This is a genomic window from Maricaulis sp. D1M11 (assembly GCF_047308265.1).
Classification (GTDB): Bacteria; Pseudomonadota; Alphaproteobacteria; order Caulobacterales; family Maricaulaceae; genus Maricaulis.
Genome location: NZ_JBKQWY010000005.1, coordinates 159866 through 176036, shown reverse-complemented (window position 1 = coordinate 176036; position 16171 = coordinate 159866). Strand labels below are relative to the sequence as shown.

Genomic DNA, 16171 nt, shown 5'->3' with positions numbered 1-16171 from the left:
GTATTCTTGAAGGGAGGCCAGAATGGCTGATCTGTCCGGGCTGAAAGCCTATCAGGCGGCATTGCAGACCGCCCAGACCTCGATTGCCGGGGGCTCTGACGACACCGCACAGGCGGGCGGGGTGAATTTCGCCGGCCTCGTCACGGATGCGATCGCGGAAACCGAGGCAACCATGCAGCATTCCGAACAGATGATGGCCGCCGGTGCGACCGGGGATGCAGATCTGGTGGATGTGGTGACGGCCGTGTCCGCCGCCGAACTGACCCTTGAAACGGTGGTCTCGGTGCGGGACCAGGTGGTGCGGGCCTATCAGGAAATCCTCCGCATGCCGATCTGATCGACCCTGAAACACTCCATGATGTCAGCCCCGTCTGTTCTGCAGGCGGGGTTTTTCACATCTGACCGACGGAAAGCCCTGTGTCGCCCCGTAGCAGATTTGGGGACTTGGACACGAGCGGGGAGGGACAGGAGTGCAACATGCAAGTGCGTTGGTTATTGAGTGGAGGTCGGGCCGTGCGGCCTGCCGTTCTGGGACTGGGCCTGGCCCTGGCGGCCTGTGGCGGCGGCGGATCATCGTCCACCAGTACAGGCGGTGGAGCGGACACTGAGCCGGGCAATTCAGCCCCCGTGGTGACGCTGGCCAATCTCGACCAGGCCGGGGAGACCGGTGTGGCCTTTGAGTATGACGCGACACAGAACGGCACCACGTTTACCGATCCCGATGGAGATGCGCTGAGTTACGCGGTGAGCCTGACCCCGGCCAATACAGGTCTGGACGTCCAGGCGGGTCGTGTCACCGGTATACCGGACCGGGCTGTGACCGTGACAGCGGTGATCACGGCGAGTGACCCCTCCGGTGCTTCGGCGAGTGACACATTTCAGATTATCATTACCGATAATCAGGATGTGGTGGCGCAATCCGGCCCGGCCGGTTTGCGGTTTCGTGTGGGTCAGGCCGTCAATGTCGACCTCCAGGACTGGGAGGCCTATTTCACGGATCCGAGCGGAACGGGGGTGACACTTTCCCTGGACCTGGCCTCCGAGGTGCCGGGCCTGACGCGGCAGGGAACAAGGCTGTCCGGACGCCCGACCATCGCGGGCGTGTATGCGGCGAGCGTGTCCGCGAGCAATGGAATAGGCGCGCCCGCCGAGCGCGATATTCATATCGTCGTGGTTCGCGCGACGACCACCGGGGCGCCGGATCTGCCTGCCACGGCGTTTGACTATGTGGCCTTTGCGGAGGAGGACACACCCGCGCATTTCCGCCAGGGCGGCAATAACTCTATCCAGGCGACGGATAACACGCCGGGCAATAATCCGCTGAGCAATGCCGGAGCCACGCTGGGGCGAGTGCTGTTCTATGATACGCGCCTGTCCGCCAACAACACGGTCTCGTGCGCGAGCTGCCATGTGCAGACGTTTAACTTCGGTGAGCCGTCTGCCGTGAGTACCGGCTTTTCGGGTGGTCAGACCGTTTTCAATGCACCAAGCCTGGCCAATGTGCGCTTTTACCGGCGGGGCAATATGTTCTGGGACGAGCGGGCCGACAGCCTGGAAGCCCAGGCCCTGGGACCGATCCAGAACCCTGTTGAAATGGGCAATACGCTCGACAATCTGGTGGCGACCGTCGAGGCACAGACATTCTACCCGCCCCTGTTCGAAGCGGCCTTTGGTGACGATGCGGTCACCGCCGACCGGATTGCCCGGGCACTGGCCCAGTTCCAGCGAGCGATGGTGAGTGCGCGCTCGCCACTCGATCCGGTCATTGCCGGTGCAGATCCGGTGGATGTGCTGACCCCTGAGGAGTTACAGGGCATGGCCTTGTTTCAACCGGTTGATGAGGCGGTTCTGGCGCGCGCGGGGCTGGACCCGGTCATGTCGATGGGCTGTAATCAGTGCCACGAAACCGGTGCCCAGATTTATGACCGGCCGCCACAGAATATCGGCCTGGATCCGACCGTGAATGGCGGCGGGGCCAGCGGGGATGATGATTTCAAATCACCCAGCCTGCGCAATATCTCTGTGTCCGCTCCTTATATGCATGATGGCCGGTTCGAGACGCTGGAGGAGGTGGTGAATTTCTACGCCACCGGGATCAATGATAATGGCGAGACCAGCAATCTCCTGCGCCAGGGCAATAATGCCGGGGCCCCGATCCAGCGTTTTAATCTGGACGAGGCCGAGATCGCAGCCCTGGTCGCGTTTTTGAACACCCTGACGGATGAGGCCTTTCTGGACGAGGAGGCCTTCTCCGATCCCTTTGCCAACTGACCCCGTGTGTGGTGGACCTGTGTCCGCCGTACTCAAAAGGCCGCTCCGGAGGGAGCGGCCTTTTCCTGGGTTACGTCTCAGGGTGGCGCTCAGTCCAGATCCCGCTCCGGAAGGTCTATGATCCCCGAGGGCGTTTGAACCTGAATTTCGTAATGCCCCGCAGGCAGGAAAAGCTGGATAGAACTGACATCCTCTCCCTCCAGGATGGATAACTGGTCGACCGGCGCAGCGCGTTCGGCGCGCGGTGTTGAAAATGCCTGGACGACCAGGGGACGCTCTTCAAGGCTCGAAACATCGATGTCGACGGGCTGGCGACCGGGGATCGCGGCCAGCCATTCCGGTCGGGCTTCAGGGTCTGAATTGAGTGCGGCCGGGAGAAACAGTGTGATATCGGCATCCCATCGCGAAGTCGGCGGGGCGAGGGGGGTACCCGCATCCGAGACGAGTATGCTGGGTTCGGTAATCGCAAAACCATCATGAATACTCTGGACGAGGGCAGCGGTCTCTGCCGGCGCGATGCCTGATCCCGTGACTTGGTCGATTGTCAACGGATCAAAGCCGGACAGCTCCGCCAGCCGTGCGGCCATCCAGGTATTTCCGTCATGACCTTCATCCAGATGACTGAAGCCAACATACAGAGCCACCCGGGCATTGGGATTGTCGACAAAAACCCGCTCATGGATGTTTTGCGCCTGAGCCTGTTCCCGATTGGCAATCCGGGTTTCGGGCGTGCATTCCTGTACGGCGCAATCGATCCGTTGCTCCGCACGGATCTCGTAGGCAAACCAGTCAAACCCTTGCTGATCCGCGACAGACAGGACATGTCCCATCATCGGATCGCTGAAATAGTAGCCGGATCCGCCGGTCGGAGTACCGGTTGTCTGCCAGACGTGTTCGGCTTCAGGTGAGAGCGCTTCCATCCCGAAATGAGTGAAGCCGGCCTCCTTCAAGACAGGCAGGAGCTCGGCCATGAAGGCCCGGTGATGCCCCATCTGATGAGCTTCATTGATGATCACGATATTCCGGTCCGCGATAGCGGTGCGCAGATAGTCCAGCGCATCGGTCCGGGTATAATTGGTGAGTTCAGATGGGGTGACCCAGCCTGCTTCACCCAGGTCCAGACCAGAGGGAGGCGTGAAGAAGTTGGGTGCAGCAAGACGATGCGCGTGGGTGTATCGCCCTGTGAAGTTATAGACTTGCGTGTTCTTGTATCTCAGATAGTGCGGCGTTGCGGCTGCAGGAATTTCGTCGGGTACAGTTTGGGATATCAGTGCTGAAACATAATCACCGCGGGAGGTGTAGTTCGACCACATTTCTGGCGCGGACCTCGCCCCCCCCTTTGTATCGGTTTCAGCATCAGATGTGTCAGTCTGGACGGATTGATCCAGCAGGATCGCTGTGCTGATGATCGCTGTGATAAACATGGTCTACTCCCCTCGCTCTAGACGGCCATGCCGGATATCTGTGCCCTGTTTTCGTGCAACCCCAAGTATGGCAATTCAGGGTAGAGCGTCCTTTGTGGCGATATTGAGTCGAAATCGGGACGGACTTTGCCCTTTTCGGGTCAATCCCGGGGCGCTTCTGGCGAGGGACTACAACTGTCTGGGCATGAAAAAAGGCCGCTCCGGAGGGAGCGGCCTTTTCCGTTAGTGGCAAGCGGGATCAGGCTTATTCCGCAGACTGGGTCCGCGCAATATAGGCATTGACCTGTTCTTCCAGAATGGAGAGCGGCAAGGCGCCTTCCGTGAGCACCACATCGTGGAAATCACGGATGTCATAGGCCTCACCCAGAGCGTCTTCGGCCATGGTGCGCAGGCGCAGGATCTCGTTCATGCCGATCTTGTAGGCCGTCGCCTGGCCGGGATAGACGATGTAGCGATCAATCGCGTTCTGGCTGTCGCCGGCCGGGTTGGGCGTGTTTTCGATCAGGTAATCGACAGCCTCTTCACGGGTCCACTGCATCTCGTGCAGACCGGTATCGACCACCAGGCGGCAGGCCCGCCACAATTCCATGGCCAGTCGGCCGAAGTCGGAATAGGGATCGGAATAGAAGCCGAATTCCTTGGGCATCAATTCGGTGTAGAGCCCCCAGCCTTCGGTGTAGGCCGTGTAACCGCCAAACCGGCGGAAGGACGGAATACCCTCCAGCTCCTGCATGATGGCCAGCTGCATGTGGTGACCGGGCGCACCCTCGTGATAGGCCAGCGCCTCCATCTGATAGGTCGGCATCTGGGCCATGTCGCGCAGATTGGCGTAGTACACGCCCGGGCGCGAGCCATTGGCTGCAGGGCGCTGGTAGAAGGCCTTGCCCGCCGACGCTTCGCGGAAGGGTTCCACACGGCGCACTTCCAGCTCGGCCTGCGGGAAGGTGTTGAACATTTGCGGCAGGGTTTCGACCATGGTGTCGATCATGGCCGTGGCTTCGTCGAGATAGCGCTGGCGACCCTCATCCGTGTTCTCATAGTAGAACTGGCTGTCGGTGCGCATGAAATCGAAGAATTCCTGCAACGTCCCGTCAAACTCGACCTGGGCCATGATGGCGCGCATTTCGTCATGGATGCGGGCGACCTCGTCCAGGCCCAGCTGGTGGATCTCCTGCGCCGTCATGTCGGTCGTCGTATAGCCGGCCAGCAGATAGTTGTAGTAGTCGCCCCCCTCAGGGTGTTTCCAGACCCCATCATCCGCGCTGGCAAGGCCGGCCTGGTCTTCAAACAGGGCGATCACGCGCGCATAGGCCGGTGCGACGACCCCGGTCAGTGCGGTTTCGGCCTCGGCCAGCAGGCGCGCCGTCTCGTCTTCGGACAGGTCGAGCGAGGCCAGCTTGGCGCGGAAATCGGCCATCAGCGGACTGTCTTCATCGCTGTCATCAAACGGGGCGCCTGACGTGACATTGCGCGCCGTCTGGATCATCGGCTCATAGGTCCAAAGCGGCGTATAGACACCCATCTCGTAGGAGCGCCGGGCATTGGCGATATTCTGGTCCATATAGGCGCCAAAACCGTTGAGACGGGCGATATAGGCCTCGGCATCCTCGAGCGTGTCGACACGGTGATTATTGATCAGGAAGGTCGGGGCATTCATGTGCGGCCCGGATCGCGGCGTGAAGACATAGCCGTGATCGGTCCAGCGCTGGCCTTCCTGCGCGCGCAGCGCATTGCGTTCGAACAAGCGCCAGGACAGCTGGGTCGAGGCGTCGAGTGCATCGAAATCGAAATTCGCCAGCATGTATTGGTAGTTTTCCTGGCCGATGTCATAGCTTTCCTGGTCAAATTCCGGGCTGGCATCATCCCAGGATCCGTAATTGGTCTTCATGCCCAGATAGGTCTGGTACATCGGAGACCGGGCGATGCCGGCCTGGAAGACCTCCTCAAACCAGGCATTGAGGCGTGCGCTCTCACTCTGCTCGGTTTCGGTTGTTTCGGTGGTGGACGGAGCCTGTGCGGCCGATGTGTCTGTTGCAGGCGCGGTCGGCCCCGTGGCCTCGGTCGAGGTGTCGTTGGCCGGTGTACAGGCGGCCAGAAGTGCCAGGGCGGATGCGCCCAGCAGCAAAGTCTTGATCGATGTCATGTCTCTTCTCCCCGAACGCCTGTTGCCAGACGTCCGACTTCCCCATGAACAGACGACGTGTCTGCCCACTCTCGTGACAAACCTTGCCCGGTCGGTCCTGTGGTGCAAGTCCGACCCGTGCAGGATTTGCACATTGCTGCAGGCTTGCCTGCCCTAGGCAGGTCCTGCCCCGTGAAAACGGGTCCCGCCTTCCCGTGCGAGACCCGTTCGTTGTGGTGATCCGACGTTTGTCTACGCGTTACTGCGCGGATTCAGCCTGTTTTTCGGCGATGTAATTGTCGACCAATTCTTCGAGCAGTGACAGTGGCACCGAACCATTGGTCAAAACCACATCATGGAATTCGCCATAGTCGAACGCCTCACCCAGAGCGTCCATGGCCCGCTGGCGAAGTTCGAGAATGGTCAGCATGCCCACCTTGTAGGATACAGCCTGGCCCGGCCAGACGATGTAACGTCGGACCTCGTTCTCGATATCCCCGGCCGGCATGGGCGTGGCCATGAGCATGTACTCATTGGCCTCTTCCTCGGTCCATTGATAGTGGTGGATGCCGGTATCGACGACCAGGCGGGCCGCCCGGAAGACTTCATAGGAGAGTCGTCCGAAATCCTGGTAGGGATCGGTGAAAAAGCCCATATCCTTGCCCAGGGCCTCGGCATAGAGCGCCCAGCCTTCACCATAGGCGGAATACCAGGCAAAGCGCTGGAACATAGGAGCATTTTCCAGTTCCTGCGCCAGCGAGGACTGGAAGTGGTGACCCGGAGCGCCCTCGTGATAGGCGAGGGATTCCATCAGATAGGTCGGGTTCTCGCTCATCTCGGCGAGATTGACATAATAGGCGCCCGGTCGCGATCCATCCAGCGCGCCCGGCTCGTAGAACGCGCCCGTGGCCGTTTCAATGCGATAGGGCTCAACGGCACGCACATCCAGTTCCGCGCGCGGCAGCTGACCGAAATAGTCCGGTGCCACTTCCATCAGGCCGGCGATCATCTCGGCGCTTTCACTCAGATAACGATCACGTCCCTCATCGGTGTTGGGATAGTAGAATTGCGGATCGGTCCGGACGAATTCGAAAAAGTCCTGCAGCGTGCCTTCAAAGCCGACCTGGGCCATGATGGCGCGCATCTCGTCATGAATTCGCTCCACCTCGGCCAGACCCGTCTGGTGGATCTGTTCCGCCGTCATGTCGGTGCGTGTGGTGTAATTGCGCAGCTGGCTTTCGTAGAAGGAGCCGCCTTCCGGCAGGGCCCAGGCACCGTCATTGCGGCCTGCGACCAGGGTCTCATGGCGTTGCATGGTGGCGATCAGCTCACGATAGGCCGGCTCAACCGAATTGGTGAGTGCTTCGGTGGCGCGTGCGATCAGGGCCTCGGCCTCAGCCTCGTCCAGGTCCAGACCGTCGATTTTTGCGCGAAAGTCGGCCAGAAGCGGGCTGTCCGTCTCGCTGTCATCGAAGGGGGCGCCGGTGATCATGCCCTGGGTTGTGGCAATGATGATCGGGAAGGCGAAGGCGGGCGGCAGGACGCCGTTCTGAGCCCGGTTCTCGGCCTGGAGCGTGTATTCGCGCATCATCGGGCCCAGGCCGTTGAGGCGGGAGATATAGGCCTCGGCATGGTCGGTGTTTTCGATCCGGTGATAGCCGATCAGAATGGTCGGCATCTGGGTGTGCGGCCCGAAGAATTGCGTGAAGACATAGTTATGATCCCAGAACTCGGCGAGCTGGGCATTATTCTCAGCGATAAACTCGGCAAAGCGCCAGGAGACCTGGGCTTCCGGTGTCAGGGCCTCGAAATCAAAAGTCGCGTTCATCTCGCGAATACGGGCGGCTTCGCGGGCCAGGCCGTCGCGGAAGGCCGTTTCGGAGACGTCATCCCACTGACCATAGGCCTCCAGGTCTGCGATCATGCCCAGATAGGTCTGGGTGAGCGGCGACAGGGCCATTTCCTCTTCGAAACCGGCCTGGAAAAACGCGTACAGGCGCTCAGTTTCCGTCTGCTCGGTCTCGGTCGCCTGGGTGTCGATTGTCTCGGCCGGGGTCTCGACGGAGGCGGGTGTTTCGGTGACCGGAGTCTCAGCGGTCTCGTCAACAGGTGTGCACGCGGCCAGCAAGGCCAGCAGGCTAGCACTCGCCAGCAGCAGTTTATTGGTCATGACGTCTTCCCCTCAGTCTTTACCAAAATTGACTCTTTCTTAATGCGCTCACGGCAAGCGTAAAGATAATTAACCGTAATTGCGATTCGTCCGCTCCGAGAGGCAGAAGGCCGTGACTGGACCAGAAGTTCTTGATTTTGCACGCGATGCCATCTGGCTTGCCCTCGCGATGTCCGCCCCTGTGATGCTCATCGGCCTCGGGGTCGGCGTGGTCGTAGCCCTGTTTCAGGCGTTAACGCAGATCCAGGAGATGACCTTGGTCTTTGTGCCGAAGATCATCGCCATCTTCATTGCCCTGCTCGTTTTCCTGCCCCTGATGGGCGGATTGATGGGCAGTTTCATGATCAATGTCATGGACCGGATCGCGAACCCATGATCTTCGAGCTGCCCGATTACGTGTTTCTGGGCGCTCTCGTCTTCGCCCGGATGGGCAGTATTCTCATGCTGTTGCCCGGTTTTGGCGAACAATCCGTGCCCGTGCCCATTCGCCTGGCCTTTGCGCTGATGGTGACACTGGTAGTCGCGCCGATCGCGGCGCCTGCCTTGCCCGACATGCCACCCCGCCCGCTGCCGGTGGCCGGGCTGGTGGTGCAGGAAATGCTCATCGGCCTGATGATTGGCGGTGTGGCGCGGATCCTCCTCTCGACGGCGTCGGTGGCGGGCCAGGTGATCGGTCAGTCCAGTGGTCTGGCCATGGCCCAGAGCTTTGACCCCTCACAGGGGCAGCAGGGGGCCTTGCTGGCGACGTTCATCAATCTGACCTTCATGACGCTGATCTTCGTCACCGAACTGCATCACCTGTTTCTGATGGCTGCGGTGAATTCCTACGCGGTCTTTCCACCGGCAGGAGACCTGCCGGTCGGTGATGCGGCCTTGTGGGCGCTGGAGGCCTTTGCGGACAGTTTTCGACTCGGCGTACAAATGGCCGCGCCGCTCATTGTTTACAGCCTGATTTTTTATCTGGCGCTGGGCGTGCTGTCGCGCCTGATGCCGCAGGTGCAGATCTTCTTCATCGCCATGCCGTCGAATGTGATGGTGGGGCTGTTCATCTTCGCAATCGCGCTGGGGGCCATGAGCACGGTCTGGCTGGCGCGCATGGAAAACTTTGCAACGGAGCTTGTGTGATCCATGGCCGAAGATCAGGATGAGAGTGAAAAGACCGAAGAACCGACCCAGCGAAGGCTGGAGGAGGCGCGCAAGAAAGGCGATGTCGCCAAATCCCAGGAGATTCCGGGATGGTTTGTGCTGGCCTCCGGTCTCGCCCTGCTGATCTTTCTTTTGCCGGCCGCGAGTGGATCGATGGCCGGGATGTTGCGCGCCTTCCTGCAGCATAGTCATGAATACAACACCGATCCGTCAGCCCTTTTGGGATTGATGCAGTCCATGGCCTGGCAGACCACGCTGATCATGGCCTTTCCGGTTCTGGTGATCGCCATTGCGGGACTGGCCGGCCATCTTGTGCAGACCGGCTGGCTGGTCTCGGGCGAGAAAATCCAGCCCAAGCTGAGCAAGATCAATCCGGTTGAGGGATTCAAGCGCAATTTCGGACCGCAGGGTCTGGCCAATTTCCTCAAGGGGATTGGTAAAATGGCTCTGGTCGCGGCGGCAGCCTTCATTGTGATCTGGCCCAAAAAGGACCAGCTCGCCAGCCTGCCTTTGCTGGAAGTTGAGGGCATGCTGTCGGTGGTGCGTCAGGCGGCCATCGAGCTGATGATCGCCGCGCTGGTCGTGTATGCGCTGATCGCCATCGCGGACTTTGCCTTCCAGCGACAGAGTTTCATCAAGCGCAACCGCATGTCCAAGCGCGATATCAAGGACGAGTTGAAGAATACCGAGGGTGATCCGCATGTTCGGGCCCGTCTGCGCCAATTGCGTCAGGAACGGGCGCAAAAACGCATGATGGCCGCGGTGCCCGATGCGTCGGTGGTGATCACCAATCCGACCCACTACGCCATTGCGCTGCACTATGAGCAGGGCGAGACCTCCGCACCGGTTGTCACGGCGATGGGTGTGGATGATGTGGCCCTGCGTATCCGTGAGGTGGCCGAGGATCACGAGGTGCCGATTGTCGAGGATCCACCGCTCGCGCGTGCGCTGTGGGCGACTGCGGAGATCGATGAACCCATTCCCACAGAACATTTCCAGGCTGTGGCCAAGGTGATTGGCTATGTCCTGACCCTCGCGCAAGGAAAACGCGCAACCTATCGCCCGACCGGGTAATCTTCTGCCCTGCTGCCTGATTCGATCCGGAGCCTGTCATGGCTGACACCACGCCCCATACGCCTGAAAAAACCGGGATTTTCTCCCGACCGATTATTCGTATCGGTTTCTTCTTTACCTGTTTTGTCATCGCGGTTGCGGTGGGGGTGGCCCTGTTTGCAGCCGGACAGGACGGGTGGAACGGCTTCATCTTCCTGTGTGGTCTGGCCGCGATTGCCTTCCTGATCCTCTACGCGATTGCTGCAGGTGAAACTGCCGGGCGTTCGATGCGCGAAAAGGCTGAACGCACGGAAGGGCCCAGTGCCACTGATCTCGCCATGACGGCCATGGACACCCTGTCCGATCCCGTGCTGATCACGGATCGCCGCGGCAGTGTGCGCTGGGGCAATCCGGCCTACAAAAGCCTGGCAGAGACGGCGGCTGGTCTGGGCCAGAGTTTTGGCCTGCCCACAATTGACCGGATCTGGGCCGGTTCGGGCGGCGGCGATGGGGCGGTCTATCGTTTGGCGCGGGCGGCCTCGCGCGGTGAAGCGGCCACGGAGATCCTGCCGCCTCTGGCCATCGGAGAAGGGCGGACGCAGAGTTTCACGCTGGAAGCGCGGCCGCTTGATGCCCAGCACGTCTTCTGGCGTCTGATCCCCGCGACATCGCAGGATGCGACCGGCCAGGCGGTGACCGCGGACTGGAGCCGACATGCGCCTGTGGCCTTGTTCTCCCTTCGCGCCAATGGCGAGATTGCCATGGCCAATGACACATTGCGTGACTGGCTGGGCCTGGATGAGGGCGAGCCTTTGCCTCGCCTGGATGCCATCCTGGCCGGTGATGGTGCGCGCTCTGTTCTCAACTCGCGCGGCGGCGACGCCCTGGCGCGGGTCGATGCGCGCCTCAAGGCGCGCGACGGTATCGAAAGCCCGGTGGCGATTGTTGTCGACTGGATTCCCGGCAAACCGCCCATGGCGCGCGGTGTGATGTATGGCCTCTCGGTGACGGGCGCACCGCCCGGTGTGGCCCAGGCGATGGGGCAGTCCCAGTCCGCCGGACGCACGCTAGATGACATGTTCGCCACGGCTCCCTTTGGTGTGGTGCGGCTGGACATGGCGGATCCGGACACCGCGATCATCGAAGATATCAATCCGGCCCTGGTCCAGCTGTCCGGCGGCCAGGCCATTCCGGGCGTGAAGTTCAAATCGCTCTTCCAGTGGGAAGAGGGTGAAAGCGCCGCCGAGGCCTTTGACGCTGCCATGGCCGGAGGTACGGAACTGGCCGAGGCACGTCTCAATACCGAGAAAGTCCAGTATGTGCGGCTGGCCTTCGCGCCGGCCCGCGGCGGCAAGCGTGTGGCCTATGTGATCGATGTCACCGCCTGGAAGGACCTGGAGCGTCAGGTCGCCCAGTCCAACAAGATGCAGGCCGTGGGTCAGCTGGCCGGCGGCGTGGCGCATGATTTCAACAATCTGCTGACGGCCATCCGCCTGAACTGTGATGAATTGCTCAATCGCCATCCCGTTGGTGATCCATCCTATGGCGAGCTGCAGGCGATCAATCAGACCGTAGCCCGGGCGGCGGGTCTGGTGCGCAAACTTCTGGCTTTCTCGCGCAAGCAGACTTTCCGGATGGAAACGCTGGATGTGGGCAATGTGCTGTCGGATGTCTCAGTGCTGCTGCGTCAGATTGTCGAGGAAACCGTTCGTCTCGACATCGTTCATGGTCGTGGACTGCCCATGATCAAGGCGGATAAGGGCCAGTTGGAAACGGCGATCATCAATCTGGCGGCCAATGCCCGTGACGCCATGTCCCAAAAGGGCGGTGGCGCGCTGGTGATCACCACGCAGAAAGTGGATGCCGATCTCGTGCGCCAGGCCGGAGCTCCCAATCCGCGCGAGGGTGACTGGTTGTCCATCGCCGTACGGGATGAAGGTCATGGCATGGATAAGGAGACGCTGGAAAAGATTTTCGAGCCATTCTTTACGACCAAGGAAGCCGGCAAGGGGACGGGTCTGGGCCTGGCCACGGTGTATGGCATCGTCAAACAATCCGGCGGTTTTCTCTTCGCCGAGAGTGAAGTGAATGTCGGGACGACATTCACTATCTATCTGCCGGGACATACGCCAAGTGCGGAAGAGGCCCAGGAGATCCAGCAGGAAGAAGAGGCCAAACAGGTCGAGGCTCCGCCCGCCGATCTGTCGGGTAGCGGGCGCATCCTGCTGGTGGAAGACGAGGATGCCGTGCGTGCGATTGCGGCCAAAACTCTGATCAAGCGCGGTTATGACGTGGTTGAAGCGGCCGATGGCGAGGAAGCCTATGAGATTCTCGAGGATGATGAGGAGGGCTTCGACTTGCTCATTTCCGATGTCGTCATGCCGGGACTGGACGGGCCGGGTCTATTGGAAAAGGCGCGCGACATGCTGAGCGAGACCCGGGTGGTCTTCATCTCGGGCTATGCGGCGGAACAATTCTCCGAAACCCTGTCGCAGGAGCGCGAGATTGCCTTCCTGCCCAAACCCTTCACCCTGCCGCAACTGGCCGAGAAGGTGAAAACCATCCTGGCCGGGGAATAGGCCACACGCCGAACCGGGGGCGGGACCGGGTCAGATCTCCTGATTGGCCAGCAGCATGATCCGGTATTCTTGGATCTTCTCGACATACCGCACGGGTTCATGGCCACGCGCATATCCGTGGCGGGTCGTCGGATAGTGTTCCGGGTCAGACAACAGGGGCAGGGTGGTGGCAATATCCTGCCAGTTGTTTTTGTTCAGGCCTCTTTGTTCCGCCAGCCGACGAGCATCATAGAGATGACCCATGCCGACATTATAGGCGGCCAGGGCGAACCAGATCCGCTCCTCTTGCGGAATGTCATCGGGCAGGCGGTCAAGCAGATTGGCCAGATAACGCGACCCCCCTTCAATGCTTTGCAGCGGGTCTTCGCGGTCTTCCACGCCCATCTGCCGGGCAGTGGGCAGGGTCAGCATCATCAGGCCGCGCACTCCTGTCGCACTGACGGCATCGGGGTCCCAGTGTGATTCCTGATAGGCCTGGGCCGCCAGTGTTTGCCATTCCAGATCATGGGCCTCGGCCGCCGCTTCGAAATAGGGCTGGTAGTGGGGCAGGCGGGTGTCGAGCCGTTCAACAAATGTGGCGACATCCACATAGTCGAAATCGCCAAACCGGCCGAACCAGAAATGGTCCAGCTCATCGAGCAGGCCGGAGGTATGGGCCCAGGCAAATTCCGCCTCCAGCCGCGCCTCCAGACCCGTTGCGCGCGGGGAGACCAGCCAGGCCAGGGGACGGTCGCGGGTCAGGTTCAGGCTGACCGAGAGTTCGGGCATCAAAAGCCGCGCAATATCCACCAGATGGGAATCGGCCACGGTACAGTCATAAAGCCCCGCATCGACCAGTTCGAGCAGGGGCAAGGCCGAGCCAGCCGGCTGGGTGTCCCAGGTCAGTTCGGGCAGCGCGACGCGTCGGGTCTCCAGCGTTTCCTCATAGCTCGACCCCGATTGCACAATGAGTGAGGCCTCCGCGAGAGCGCCGGCGCGGCGTGGTCGAACCCCGCCCCGGCGGCAGACCAGCTGCTCCCGCACGAGCTTGTAGGCCGGGCCGAACCTCAGCCCCTGTGCCCGACGGGCGTCGGTGGCGGTCAGACCGGCCGCTGCGACATGGCCTTCGCCCACATTCAACGCACGGATGAGGGCCCGGATATCCGGTTTCACCCGAAATTCGACAGGCACGCCCATATGTTCGGCCAGGGCTGTCGCCAGATCGCGTTCATAGCCCACAAGCTCTCCCGACCGGGTCTGGAAATGGCTGGTCGGGCCGGTCAGGGTGAGCACGATCAATGGTCCGCCCGCATCGAGGTCGGGCAGATAGGCCGGGCTCACCAGGCCGGAGACGCTGTCGCGAATCATGACAGGCCCGGCGTCCGGGTCAGGCCGCTCCGATGCGGCCAGCGTGACCGCCACGAGGCTCATCAGCATCACACCCGTTCCGGTGTGGGAGCGAAGTTCGGGTTGCGACCGGAACCGGTTCCAGAGCGGCGCGATATGCCTGTGCCAAAGGGACATTCAAGCATGTTACTGGGGGCGAACGGGTGGCGCAATCGGGATTAGGCGAGTGGATGTTCCGCTTTGTTCTGTTTTGTTAACCATAAATGTTCCGCTTGTGTTCCGTGAACAAAACTGGTACGCGTTGTGGCAGTTGCCCGCTTGTTAGCGGCGTGAAATAAGGACAAGGGCAAATGAGCAAGGGCGCGATTCGACTCGTGAAAAACGAAAACAACGACAAGCAGAAGGCCATTGAGGCCGCACTCAGCCAGATCGACAAGGCGTTCGGCAAAGGCTCGGTGATGAAGCTCGGTCAGAAACCGGCGATGGAAATCGAGGCGGTGTCCACCGGGTCTCTGGGTCTGGATATTGCCCTGGGTGTGGGCGGTCTGCCCAAGGGCCGGATCATCGAGATCTATGGGCCGGAAAGCTCGGGCAAGACCACTCTGGCGCTGCACACCGTGGCCGAGGCTCAAAAGGCGGGCGGCGTGGCCGCTTTTGTCGATGCTGAACATGCCCTGGATCCGGTTTATGCGGCCAAGCTGGGCGTGGATGTGGGCGAGCTTCTGGTCTCCCAGCCTGACGCGGGTGAACAGGCGCTTGAGATCGCTGACACGCTCGTCCGGTCCGGCGCTGTCGATATCCTGGTGATCGACTCGGTCGCGGCCCTGACGCCGCGCGCCGAGCTGGAAGGGGAAATGGGGGATAGCCTGCCGGGCCTGCAAGCGCGCTTGATGAGCCAGGCGCTGCGCAAGCTGACGGCCTCCATCTCCAAATCCAACTGCTTGGTGATTTTCATCAATCAGATCCGCATGAAGATCGGTGTGATGTTCGGCTCTCCCGAGACCACGACCGGCGGTAATGCCCTGAAATTCTACTCTTCCGTCCGCCTGGATATCCGCCGAATCGGCGCGATCAAGAATCGCGATGAAGTGATCGGCAATCAGACCCGCGTGAAAGTGGTGAAGAACAAGGTCGCGCCCCCCTTCCGGGAGGTCGAGTTTGATATTCTCTACGGCGAAGGCATTTCCAAAATGGGTGAATTGCTGGATCTCGGCGTGAAGGGCGATGTCATTGAGAAGTCCGGCTCCTGGTATTCCTATAATTCCGAACGTATCGGACAGGGCCGTGAGAACGCGCGTCGTTTCCTGCTGGAGCACACGGATATCTCTGCGGAGATCGAGCGCAAGGTCCGGGCAAATGCCGGGTTGATCGCGGATGAGATGCTCACCGGTCCTGATGCGGATGATGACGCGGCGGCGGCCAGCTAGTCTCGCTCTTATTGGTGCGAGGCGTCGGGGCGTTCAGTCGTTTTGGCTGGCGTCCTGGCGATTGCAGTGAGTGGTGAGGCTCAACCGTTTGACCTGATTTGCTGAGCCTGATCTGTTGAGCCTCAGTTGTTGGACCGGATGAGCTGAATTCGGCGTTCCCAATTGGGTCGCCGAAACGGGCCTGCCAGTTTAGGGCACTGAATCAGCTCACGATATCAGATTGCACCATCAGATCACCTCATCAGATCCCAAAAGTGTCATCGAATTGGAACCGGGGCAGTCCGAACTGTCCCGGTTTCGTTTCGCCGGGATCGTTCGCGCGGTTGCCGAATCTGCTTGCGCGCCTGCCGAAGTCGTTCGATCGATCCGGTCACCGGATTAGTTAGCCGGTATCGACGCCTGATTGGGTTCGTTGAGCCCCGTCATCAAGCCCCCCTGGTCAAGAACCCGCCGCCGGGCCTGAAGATAGCCGTGCCTGCAGGCGTGTCGATGACAGCTCCTCTCTTGTGCTTCCGCGAAGATATGCAACATAGGCTGGGGCTGTTTGCGTGGGCGGGGAAGAGAAAACCCGGCGCATCATGGCCCGTGTGACCAGTACCGGATCAACGACCCAGGCACGGGCCTTCCCCCGTTCCTGCAATGTGGACTTTAGA

11 protein-coding genes are annotated in these 16171 nt (G+C 60.8%); 7 read left to right on the top strand and 4 right to left on the bottom strand.

What is annotated here, in order from left to right; genetic code table 11:
- Window positions 1–22 precede the first annotated feature (22 nt).
- Both fliE and RMQ97_RS09950 read left to right on the top strand, forming a co-directional pair.
- A complete protein-coding gene (gene fliE, locus RMQ97_RS09955; RefSeq protein ID WP_413660725.1) occupies window positions 23–337 on the top strand; it encodes a flagellar hook-basal body complex protein FliE in 315 nt (104 codons plus the stop codon).
- A gap of 140 nt (window positions 338–477) precedes the next feature.
- The gene (locus RMQ97_RS09950) at window positions 478–2271 is read left to right on the top strand and encodes a cytochrome c peroxidase (protein ID WP_413660724.1); all 1794 of its coding nucleotides are present in this window, start codon (window positions 478–480) and stop codon (window positions 2269–2271) included.
- An 89-nt stretch (window positions 2272–2360) separates the two neighbouring features.
- Here the strand turns inward: RMQ97_RS09950 and RMQ97_RS09945 are convergent, their stop codons facing one another.
- From RMQ97_RS09945 to RMQ97_RS09935, 3 genes are all read right to left on the bottom strand, one after another.
- Entirely contained in the window at window positions 2361–3695 is a 1335-nt protein-coding gene (locus RMQ97_RS09945; protein ID WP_413660723.1) for a hypothetical protein, read from the bottom strand.
- A 244-nt stretch (window positions 3696–3939) separates the two neighbouring features.
- Window positions 3940–5838, bottom strand: a complete 1899-nt coding sequence (locus RMQ97_RS09940) for a DUF885 domain-containing protein (protein ID WP_413660722.1) — start codon at window positions 5836–5838, stop codon at window positions 3940–3942.
- Window positions 5839–6076: 238 nt separating this feature from the next.
- A complete protein-coding gene (locus RMQ97_RS09935) occupies window positions 6077–7987 on the bottom strand; it encodes a DUF885 domain-containing protein (protein WP_413660721.1) in 1911 nt (636 codons plus the stop codon).
- 112 nt (window positions 7988–8099) lie between these two features.
- Between RMQ97_RS09935 and fliQ the strand changes: the two genes are divergently transcribed.
- Genes fliQ through RMQ97_RS09915 form a run of 4 tightly spaced genes read left to right on the top strand, consistent with a single transcriptional unit; the run spans window position 8100 to window position 12765 of the window.
- Window positions 8100–8363, top strand: coding sequence for a flagellar biosynthesis protein FliQ (gene fliQ, locus RMQ97_RS09930; protein ID WP_413660720.1), 264 nt, complete (start codon window positions 8100–8102; stop codon window positions 8361–8363).
- Window positions 8360–9112 (top strand): flagellar biosynthetic protein FliR, encoded by a 753-nt coding sequence (gene fliR, locus RMQ97_RS09925; protein ID WP_413660719.1) that lies wholly within the window; start codon window positions 8360–8362, stop codon window positions 9110–9112. Before fliQ ends, fliR begins: the two co-directional genes overlap by 4 nt.
- Before the next feature lie 3 nt (window positions 9113–9115).
- Entirely contained in the window at window positions 9116–10207 is a 1092-nt protein-coding gene (gene flhB, locus RMQ97_RS09920; RefSeq protein WP_413660718.1) for a flagellar biosynthesis protein FlhB, read from the top strand.
- A gap of 38 nt (window positions 10208–10245) precedes the next feature.
- Complete coding sequence (locus tag RMQ97_RS09915) at window positions 10246–12765, top strand: ATP-binding protein (protein WP_413660717.1); 2520 nt, start codon at window positions 10246–10248, stop codon at window positions 12763–12765.
- 30 nt (window positions 12766–12795) lie between these two features.
- Here RMQ97_RS09915 and mltF read toward each other — a convergent pair whose 3' ends face one another.
- The gene (gene mltF / locus RMQ97_RS09910; RefSeq protein ID WP_413660716.1) at window positions 12796–14268 is read right to left on the bottom strand and encodes a membrane-bound lytic murein transglycosylase MltF; all 1473 of its coding nucleotides are present in this window, start codon (window positions 14266–14268) and stop codon (window positions 12796–12798) included.
- Between the two features lie 173 nt (window positions 14269–14441).
- Between mltF and recA the strand changes: the two genes are divergently transcribed.
- Window positions 14442–15518 (top strand): recombinase RecA, encoded by a 1077-nt coding sequence (gene recA / locus RMQ97_RS09905; protein WP_413660715.1) that lies wholly within the window; start codon window positions 14442–14444, stop codon window positions 15516–15518.
- Window positions 15519–16171: the final 653 nt, after the last annotated feature.